We start from the raw sequence: 8,743 nt of genomic DNA, 5'->3' as shown, positions 1-8,743 counted from the left end.
CACCGCAGGCGTCGCGGCCACGGTCCGAAAGCAGGCCGGGCTTCAGCACCAGCATGGTCACCGTGAGGTCTGCCGCGACGCAGGCGCCGGCCTCAAGGCCGGTCTGGGCGGAGAGCCCGCTGGGGACGTCCACGGACACCACGCGCGCACCCGACTCGTTGAGCGCCTCTATCCAAATGTCGAAGGGCGCGCGCGGCTCTCCGTGGAAGCCCGTGCCCAGCATGGCGTCCAAGACCACGTCCGCCCGGAGGAGCAGGCCCTCCAAGTCGGGGCGCGGGGGTGCCACCACGATGTCCACGCCAACGGACTGCGCACTGTTGGCGACCACGCGGGCGATGTCGCTACGCAGGTCATCGGGGGCAACGGGCGTGACGACGGTCACATGCAGGCCGCGCCTGAGGAGGCTCTCGGCGGCAACCCAGCCGTCTCCGCCGTTGTTGCCCAAGCCGGCCAGGACCACAACGTCGTCCACCTCGCCCAGGTTGGCAACCTCGTCTGCAGCGGCAGTGCCCGCACGGTGCATGAGCTCGGAGATGCTGACCCCCACCTCCGTGAGGCCCTCCTCCACCCTCCTGACGTCCTCGACGTTCAGAACCGGCTGCATGCTGTCACGCTCCTATTCGTCTTTGGGGGACTGGCTCCGCACATCCCGCACAGCTGCGCCACCCTCAAGGGTATCCCTAATTCCGTCCTGCAGTCGCTCCAGCTCGTCGATGAGCGAGCGGGCCTTCTTGAAGGAGGCCCTGAGCTCCTCCGCCGGGTCGGGGGCCTCATCCAGCTTGGGGCGCACCGCCTCGGTCATGGCAACGGCATTCGCCACTGCCAGCTCATGCGTGAAAGAGAGCGAGAGGGCCACCTCCTGCACACCCTGGGCGTCGGCGATCTCCTTGGCGCGGCCCGAGAGCAAGCAGACGGGGCGGCCCGCCTCCGTGCGCCCCACCGAGACGTCCTTGAGGCCAACTCCCTGGGAGAAGCCCGTCCCCAGGGCCTTGAGCACCGCCTCGCGCGCGGCGAAGCGGGCGGCGTAGTGCTCCGCCGGCCGCACGCTCGCCTCGCAGTAGGCGCGCTCCTCGTCCGTGAAGAGGCGCCTCAGAAAGTTGGGGTGCCTGCGCATGGCGGCCGCCATGCGCGAGATCTCGAGCATGTCCACGCCAACACCAGCCAGGGCCATGAGCTACTCCACGGTCACGGACTTGGCCAGGTTGCGCGGCTTGTCCACGTCGCAGCCGCGTGCCCTCGCCACGTAGCGGGCCAGAAGCTGGAGGTGGACTATGGCCACGATGGGCACCAGCATCTCCTCGGGCACGGGAGGAATCCAGAGCGTGTGCTCGCAGAGGGACGCCACCGCCTCGTCCCCATCCGTTGCCACCGCAACGCAGCTGGCGCCGCGGGCGATGACCTCCTGGATGTTAGAGAGGGTCTTCTCGTGCACGTGGTCTGCGGGGACGATCGCCACCACGGGAAATCCCGGCTCGAGCAGGGCGATGGGCCCGTGCTTCATCTCCCCGGCGGGGTAGGCCTCCGCATGAAGGTAGCTGACCTCCTTGAGCTTGAGCGCGCCCTCGTAGGCCGTCGTCGAGTTCACCCCGCGACCCAGGAAGAGGGCGGAAGAGGCCCTGCGGAAGAGCGCTGCGGCACGCTTGCCCTGCCAGGAGCGCCTCAGCACCTCACGGATGAGGTCAGGCAGGGCCTCGAGGTTGCGGAAGTGCCTCTCCACCTCGGCGTGGCCCATCTTGCCCGCGCTGAAGGCAAGGCGCAGGGCAAGCAGCGCGCACGCCACCATCTGCGCCGTGTACGCCTTCGTGGAGCACACGCAGATCTCGGGTCCCGCCTGGACGTAGAGGGTACCGTCGCTCTCGCGCGCGGCGGTTGACCCCAGCACGTTGGTCACGGCAAAGACCCTGCATCCCAGGGCCCTCATCCTCCGAGCCGCGGTCAGGGTGTCCGCCGTCTCGCCGGACTGCGTGATGACCACACAGAGCGTGTGCTCGGTAACCAGGGGCTCCTTGTAGTTGAGCTCCGAGGCGTACTCGCAGAAGACCGGTATCCCCGCCCACTGCTCTATGAGCTCTCGCGCGATGAGCCCCACGTGGTAGGAGGTGCCGCAGGCAACCAGGTACACGCGGTCTATGCCAGCGAGCTCCTCTCCCGTCATGCTCAGCTCGTCCAGGCGAATGCCATGCTCGTCCAGACGGTCCTTGAGCAGCCGCTCTATGGCCTCGGGCTGCTCGGCCATCTCCTTGGCCATGAAGTCGGCGTACCCGCCCAGGGTGGCCGCGGAGGCGTCCCAGTCGATGTCCAGGCGGGTGGGGCTCTCCACGAGAAGGCCCTCGGAGTCAAAGACGCTGATGCTCCCGTCCTCGCGAAGCAGGGCGAACTGGTCGTCCTCGAGCTGGATCACGTGAGACGAGACGGCGGCAAGGGGCGTGACGTCCGAGGCGGCGTAGGCGCCGTCCTCGGTGGAGGCCAGCACCAGGGGCGAGCCCCTCCTTGCGACGGCAATCTGCCCAGGGGCGTCCGCGCACTCGAGGGCGATGGCGTAGGAGCCCTCCAGGCGCTGGCAGGCATTGCGCAGCGCGTCAACCAGGCTCCCGCGCGCAGGCCCCTCCCAGGCATCCTCCACCAGGTGCGCGATGACCTCGGAGTCCGTGTCGGATGCGATCTTGTGCCCCGCGCGGGACAGGTAGGCGCGCAGCTCCTGGAAGTTCTCGATGATTCCGTTGTGCACGATCGCGATGCGCCCCGAGCAGTCCAGGTGCGGGTGGGCGTTGCGGTCCGTGGGGGCCCCATGCGTGGCCCAGCGCGTGTGGGCTATGCCCGTGGTGCCCACGGGGTTGGCGGTGCGACAGCGCTCGGCCAGCACCGAGACCCTGCCCGCGCACTTGACGCCATGCAGGTTGCCCGAGGGGGAGACCACCTCGATGCCCGCCGAGTCATAGCCGCGGTACTCCAGGGCGGCAAGCCCCGAGAGCAGAAACTCCGCCGCCTGCCTTCTGCCCGTGTATCCGACGATTCCGCACATAGGCGACCTCCACTATGCCTTGTAGGGTTCGAGCGCGGCCAGGACCATGCCGTCCGCCCTGCGGCAGAGCTCGTCTTCCGGCGCCTCGGCCAGCACACGCACCAGGGGCTCGGTTCCGCTGGCACGCACCAGTACGCGGCCGTTGCCTCCCAGGAAGCGCTCCGCCTCGACGACGGCGGCCTTGACCTCGGGGGCCTCCATGGCCTCCTCCTTGTCCCTGACGCGCACGTTCACGAGGAGCTGCGGGTACAGCCTCACGGGACAGGTGAGCTGCGAGAGGGTCTCTCGCTCCGCGCGGATGACCTCCATCATGCGCAGGCTGGTCATGATGCCGTCGCCCGTGCGCTCGATGTCGCCGAAGATGATGTGGCCGGACTGCTCGCCGCCCAGGGAGTAGCCGTTCTCCCTCATGCAGGCGTATACGTTCTTGTCGCCCACCGCGGTGGTCTCGTACGAGAGGCTCGCCTCGTCCAGGGCGCGGAACAGGCCAAAGTTGGACATGACGGTGGGCACCACGGTGCCCCCGGCAAGCCTGCCGTGCTTCGAGAGGTACTTGCCGCAGACATAGAGGATGAGGTCCCCGTCTACCACGCGTCCGCGCTCGTCCACCGCCAGGCAGCGGTCGGCGTCGCCGTCATAGGCAAACCCCACGTCCAGACCCTGCTCCACGACATGGCGCTGCAGGGCCTCCAAGTGGGTGCTTCCGCAGTTGACGTTGATGTTGAAGCCGTTGGGGGCGTTGTTGATCACGCGCACGTCGGCTCCCAGGGCGTCGAACACAGGCTTGGCAACGCTGGAGGCGGCGCCGTTGGCGCAGTCGAGACCAACCTTCACGCCCTGAAGCGAGAAGTTCGCGCTCGAGATGAGGTGGGCGATGTAGCGGTTGCGGCCCTGCATGTAATCCACGGTCTGGCCGATGGCCTCGCCGGTGGCAAGCGGCAGCTCGACCTTGCCGTCAATGTAGTCCTCCACCTGCCCGAGGACCTCCTCCTCCATCTTGAAGCCCTCGCCGTTCACCAGCTTGATGCCGTTGTCGGTGTAGGGGTTGTGGGAGGCGGTGATCATGATGCCGCAGTCGAAGCAGCCGTCCACGGTCTCGTAGCTCACGCCCGGCGTGGGGATGACGTGCAGCATGTACGCGTCCGCTCCCGAGGCGACCAGGCCCGAGACCAGCGCGGACTCGAACATGTAGCTCGAGCGGCGGGTGTCCTTGCCAATGACGATGCGGGCCTTGCGCTCCTGACGGGCACCGTAGTACCAGCCCACGAAGCGGCCGATCTTGAACGCGTGCTCAACGTCAAGGCCCTCGTTGGCGCGGCCACGGAAGCCATCGGTCCCAAAGTACTTCATAGACCCTCTCCCCAGCTCTCGGACGAGCGAACCCACGGTACGCCCATTGCGGAAGGTACTTTTCGAATGTTAGCAGCATAGGGGTTGCGCACATCCCTTGGGACCCCAGACGCCACGGGCAAAGCAAACCACACAGCGGCACAATGTGGGGCAAGAAGAGCGCGACCACACGGGAGGGCCGATGCTGTTTTTGCTGAGCGGCGCGCAGCAAAGCGGAAAGACCCGCTGGCTTCAGGCGCTGGTGGAGGAGCTTGAGGAGGAGGGCGTGCCCTGCCTGGGCGTGCTTGCCCCCGGGCGCTGGCACCAAGGCCCCCGGGGACTCGAGAAGGCCGGCATTGACAACCTGCTGCTGCCGGACCACAGGCTCCTGCCCTTTGCGGAAGGCGCAAGGGGCCAGGCTGACGGGAGGTGCGCGCAGTCCCGCGCCGCAGGGCTTGGCTGGGACATCTCGGACGCGGCGCTGGAGGAGGTCAACGCCCACCTTGCGCGGCTGGCGGAGCAGCATGGCGAACGGAACTCGGGGCTGCTGGTCGTGGACGAGCTGGGCCCGCTTGAGCTCAGGTGCGGCGGAGGGCTCCATCGGGCACTTGACCTGTTGGAGGCGGGGCCCCGGCCAGGCTGGCCCCACGCGGTCGTGGTGGTGCGCCCCGCCCTTCTCAAAGAGGCGAATGAGAGGTTCCGGACCTCCTGGGGAGACCCGGAACCTCTCGAGCCCAGCGAAGGCGCGCGCCTTCGCGTCCTTGGCCTCCTCGCGAGCTAGCTGACTGCGCCGTCCTTGGGCAGGGAGCCCGCGAGCAGCTCTCCCATCTCGGCGTCGGTCAGGTCATGGTTGTAGAAGGTCTTGTAGTAGCTCTTGGCCACGTCCTGGATGCCGCTCTTGAACTTCTGGGGGTAGCAGACGCGCGCAAGCCACTGCATGCCCAGCACCTGGTTGACCGAAGGGGGGCTGGAGAGCCAGTTGTAGGGGCTGCCGGGAACCTGATAGTAGCTCCCGCTCCTGATGGCGGAGACATCCGCCCACGCGGGGTCGTCCCCCACGGAGTCGTAGATGCTGCCCGGCCCAAAGACGATGAGCTGTGGGTCAACGGTAGCGATCTGCTCCAGCCCGATCTCCTGGCCCTTGCCCGAGCCAGAGGCCTTCTCCACCTCTATGACATTGGTGGCAACGAAGTCCACCACAGCGCCCTGGAAGCTGCCCTTGGCGATCGCGTTGAGGCCGGAGTCTCCCATGAGGTAGGCGACCTGCGCGCGCTCTCCCTCGGAGAGGGACGAGACGACACCATTCACCTCTTCGTATGCCTTCTTGCAATAGGAGGAGAGCTCGGCTGCGCGGTCCTGCTTGCCCAGCAGCTTGCCCAGCATGGTGTAGGCCTGGTCATAGCCAGCAAGCGAGGTCTCTATGTGCACGCAGGGAATGCCCAGCTGCTCCTGAAGCTGGTCCATGTCCTCCTTGATGCTTTCCTTGGCCTCCCCCAGGTCGATGATGACGTCTGGGGCCGCCGCGGCGACCGCCTCCTTGTTGAAGTCCCCCTTGCCTCCGTAGATCTGGCCGAACACCGGCAGCTCGGACACCCCCTCGCCCAGGTAGGCAGTCTGCCCCGAGCCCACCTTGGTGGCAAGGCCCACTATCTCGTCGGGCGCGATGGTCAGGAGGACCTGCTGCGCCAGGGGCCCGCCCACCGCGACCTTGGTGACCTTTGCCGGCAGCTCGACCTCACGGCCGCATGAGTCCGTGAAGGTCCTCGTGCCTGCCTGCTGCTCCTGGGCCTGGTCGCCCGCGTCGGCACCAGGCTGGGTGGCCGTGCAGGCGGAAAGCCCGTACGTCAGCGTCAGTCCCAGGACGCCTGCCAACAGGGCGGAGAACGCCCTTCTCGTCAACGTTGCCCTCATCGACCCAAACTCCCCTCTCGCATCGCGCAACGCGGCCCACCCGCGAATGGGTGCGTGATGCGTTGTTGCCTTGCTAGACCAAACGAGCGCTGGGCACGCAGGAACGCGCCCGATCGTCGAAGAGCGGGCTCACGGTCACATCCGTGCCGTACAGCCTGCTCATGCACTCGCCGGTAATGACCTCCTGGGGGGTCCCGCATCCCAGGACCCCCTTCTCACCCAGGGCAATGACCTGGTCGAAGTAGAGATACGCCTGCTCGGGGCGGTGCGTGGAGACGATGACCGACCTTCCCTCCCGGGCGAGCTCACGCGCCAGGGCGAGGACCCTGTCGGCATTGGCGAAGTCCAGCGCGCTGGTTGGCTCGTCCATCACCAGGGCGCGAGAGTTCTGCGCTATGGCCCGAGCCACCAGCACCAGCTGGAGCTGCCCACCAGAGAGCCGGTTCACGCTGCGATGCGCCAGGTCCGCGATGCCCACGCGCTCGAGGGCCGCCAGCGCCCTCTCCTCGTGACGGCGGGCGGGAGACCTGAGCATGCCAAGGCCCGTTCCGCAAGCCATCAGCACCATGTCCACTGCCTCGTAGTCGAACACGTTGACGTGGGCCTGGGGAATGTAGGCCATCTCCCGAGCACGGCGGCGCACCGAAAGGTCCCTCAGGTCATGCCCGTTCACGCGCACCTCTCCCCGATAGCCGGGCGCGAGGCCAAGCATGCAGCGGAAGAGCGTGGTCTTGCCCACGCCATTGGGCCCCAGGACGCAGGCCATGCCGCCGTCGGGCACCTCGAAGCTGAGGCCGTCGAGGACCCTTCGGTTCCCGAAGGAGAAGGAGAGGTCGCGCAGCTCGATGCTCATCTACGCCTCCCCCGGGTGATCAGGCGCACGAAGAAGGGCGCTCCCACGAAGGCGGTGAGGATGCCAATGGGAATCTCTGCGGTGGTCGCCAGGCGCGCCACGTCGTCCACCGCCAGGAGGAAGCCCGCGCCCAAGACCATGCTCGCCGGGATCAGGCGACGATAGTCGACGCCCACCAGGCCGCGCGCGAGGTGCGGCACCACAAGGCCCACCCAGCCGATGATACCCGTGACAGAAACGCAGGCGGCAGTCACCAAGGTGGCGCAGAAGATGCATGCCACGCGGACGCGCTGCGCGTCAACACCCAGGCTCAACGCCTCGTCGTCGCCCATGGTGAGAACGTTGATGTGCCAGCGCAGCACGAAGAGCCCCACGTTTCCCACGACCGCCGGAACGCCCATGAGGGCGATGTCCCGGAAGCGCGCGCTGGTCAATGAGCCCATGAGCCAGAAGGTGATCGCCTGCAGCTGTGCGTTGGGGTCTGCCACCAGCTTGGTGTACGAGACGCCCGCCTGGAAGAGCGAGCTCACCATGACGCCCGCCAGAACCGTGGCGAGTATCCTGTTTCCCTTGGCACGCGTGCTCACCGCAAGGACTATGGCCACCGATGCCATGGATACCGCAAATGAGGCAAGCGAGGTGGCCAGGCTCCCCAGGGAGAAGAGAATGGCCACGCAGGCACCCAGGGCCGCCCCCTGCGAGGCGCCCAGGAAGTCAGGCGATACCAACGGGTTCTGGAAGACGCCCTGAAAGGCGGCGCCGGCAGCAGAGAGCGAGCAGCCCACCATCAGCGCCAGGACCACGCGCGGCAGGCGCACGTTGAAGAAGAGGGACTCCTGCTGGGCGGACCAGCCACCCTGCACGGGCACTACGCGGCTGGCCAGCATGCCCAATACGTCGGTCACGCCCATGGGATAGCGCCCCAGCATCAGGGAGAGGACTGCCACGGCCGCAACGCCCATGCCCAGTACCAGGAGGGTCCGGGAATACCGCCTCCCCCTGGCTTCTGCGCCGTGGCCACAGGAGACATCCTCCATGCGGTCCGCCCCCCTCCCCTGCATCGCTGTAGTCAATTGACTATAGCGAACCGCCGACGGGTGCAAGCGGGCCTGACTTGCCGAATTGTTTTAGCGCCTTACTTTTTTCTTGAGCGGTAGGGGCCGGATACATGCGTAAGTAAAAAAAGGGCCCGCCGAAGCGGGCCCCTGAGGTTGCAGGGAGCTGCAAGCAGACTAGCGCTTGGAGAACTGTGGGCGCTTGCGGGCCTTCTTCAGGCCATACTTCTTGCGCTCGACGGCGCGGGCGTCGCGGGTCAGGAAGCCAGCCTTCTTGAGGTCGGCGCGGTACTCGCCAGCCTCGAGGAGGGCGCGGGCGATGCCCAGGCGCAGGGCGCCGGACTGGCCGTTAATGCCGCCGCCGGCACAGTTGGCGAAGACGTCAAAGCGGCCCTCGGTGTCGGTGACGCGGAAGGGGGCGATTGCGTTGTCCACGAGCTGCTGACGGCCAAAGTAGTTGGCGGCGTCACGGCCGTTGACGGTAACCTTGCCGGTGCCGGGAACGAGGCGCACGCGAGCGGTGGCCTCCTTGCGACGGCCGGTGCCGGTGTAGACAGCGGTGTTGTCAGCCAT

9 protein-coding genes are annotated in these 8,743 nt (G+C 67.3%); 1 reads left to right on the top strand and 8 read right to left on the bottom strand.

Annotated elements, in window-relative coordinates:
• The 4 genes from CZ375_RS00170 to glmM all read right to left on the bottom strand — a co-directional run.
• Nucleotides 1-604 (bottom strand): NAD(P)H-hydrate epimerase (locus CZ375_RS00170; protein WP_077597338.1); only part of this gene is annotated, 604 nt, incomplete at its 3' end.
• A 12-nt stretch (nt 605-616) separates the two neighbouring features.
• Nucleotides 617-1,171, bottom strand: a complete 555-nt coding sequence (acpS, locus tag CZ375_RS00165; protein ID WP_077597337.1) for a holo-ACP synthase — start codon at nt 1,169-1,171, stop codon at nt 617-619.
• Between the two features lie 3 nt (nt 1,172-1,174).
• Complete coding sequence (glmS, locus tag CZ375_RS00160; RefSeq protein WP_077597336.1) at nt 1,175-3,022, bottom strand: glutamine--fructose-6-phosphate transaminase (isomerizing); 1,848 nt, start codon at nt 3,020-3,022, stop codon at nt 1,175-1,177.
• Between the two features lie 12 nt (nt 3,023-3,034).
• Entirely contained in the window at nt 3,035-4,372 is a 1,338-nt protein-coding gene (gene glmM / locus CZ375_RS00155) for a phosphoglucosamine mutase (protein WP_077597335.1), read from the bottom strand.
• 181 nt (nt 4,373-4,553) lie between these two features.
• Here glmM and CZ375_RS00150 point away from each other — a divergent pair, with 181 nt between their 5' ends.
• On the top strand, nt 4,554-5,132 hold the full coding sequence (locus CZ375_RS00150) for a hypothetical protein (protein ID WP_077597334.1): 579 nt from the start codon (nt 4,554-4,556) through the stop codon (nt 5,130-5,132).
• Here the strand turns inward: CZ375_RS00150 and CZ375_RS00145 are convergent.
• The 4 genes from CZ375_RS00145 to rpsI all read right to left on the bottom strand — a co-directional run bounded on the left by CZ375_RS00145 (nt 5,129) and on the right by rpsI (nt 8,743).
• Complete coding sequence (locus CZ375_RS00145; RefSeq protein WP_077597333.1) at nt 5,129-6,262, bottom strand: ABC transporter substrate-binding protein; 1,134 nt, start codon at nt 6,260-6,262, stop codon at nt 5,129-5,131. The genes CZ375_RS00150 and CZ375_RS00145 overlap by 4 nt on opposite strands.
• A 73-nt stretch (nt 6,263-6,335) precedes the next feature.
• Nucleotides 6,336-7,115 carry an ABC transporter ATP-binding protein gene (locus CZ375_RS00140; RefSeq protein WP_077597332.1) on the bottom strand — a complete coding sequence of 260 codons (780 nt, stop codon included), beginning with the start codon at nt 7,113-7,115 and terminating at the stop codon, nt 6,336-6,338.
• Nucleotides 7,112-8,152 carry a FecCD family ABC transporter permease gene (locus CZ375_RS00135; protein ID WP_077597331.1) on the bottom strand — a complete coding sequence of 347 codons (1,041 nt, stop codon included), beginning with the start codon at nt 8,150-8,152 and terminating at the stop codon, nt 7,112-7,114. The genes CZ375_RS00140 and CZ375_RS00135 overlap by 4 nt, the downstream gene beginning before the upstream one ends.
• Nucleotides 8,153-8,347: 195 nt before the next feature.
• Nucleotides 8,348-8,743, bottom strand: a complete 396-nt coding sequence (rpsI, locus tag CZ375_RS00130; protein WP_077597330.1) for a 30S ribosomal protein S9 — start codon at nt 8,741-8,743, stop codon at nt 8,348-8,350.

The organism is Olsenella urininfantis (assembly GCF_900155635.1).
Taxonomy (GTDB): Bacteria; Actinomycetota; Coriobacteriia; order Coriobacteriales; family Atopobiaceae; genus Olsenella_G; species Olsenella_G urininfantis.
This window is presented reverse-complemented; position numbering and strand designations above follow the sequence as displayed.

Coding starts and splice junctions, on each gene's coding strand:
- acpS (WP_077597337.1), bottom strand. CDS start 1,171: ATGGCCCTGGCTGGTGTTGGCGTGGACATGCTCGAGATCTCGCGCATG.
- glmS (WP_077597336.1), bottom strand. CDS start 3,022: ATGTGCGGAATCGTCGGATACACGGGCAGAAGGCAGGCGGCGGAGTTT.
- glmM (WP_077597335.1), bottom strand. CDS start 4,372: ATGAAGTACTTTGGGACCGATGGCTTCCGTGGCCGCGCCAACGAGGGC.
- CZ375_RS00150 (WP_077597334.1), top strand. CDS start 4,554: ATGCTGTTTTTGCTGAGCGGCGCGCAGCAAAGCGGAAAGACCCGCTGG.
- CZ375_RS00145 (WP_077597333.1), bottom strand. CDS start 6,262: ATGAGGGCAACGTTGACGAGAAGGGCGTTCTCCGCCCTGTTGGCAGGC.
- CZ375_RS00140 (WP_077597332.1), bottom strand. CDS start 7,115: ATGAGCATCGAGCTGCGCGACCTCTCCTTCTCCTTCGGGAACCGAAGG.
- CZ375_RS00135 (WP_077597331.1), bottom strand. CDS start 8,152: ATGGAGGATGTCTCCTGTGGCCACGGCGCAGAAGCCAGGGGGAGGCGG.
- rpsI (WP_077597330.1), bottom strand. CDS start 8,743: ATGGCTGACAACACCGCTGTCTACACCGGCACCGGCCGTCGCAAGGAG.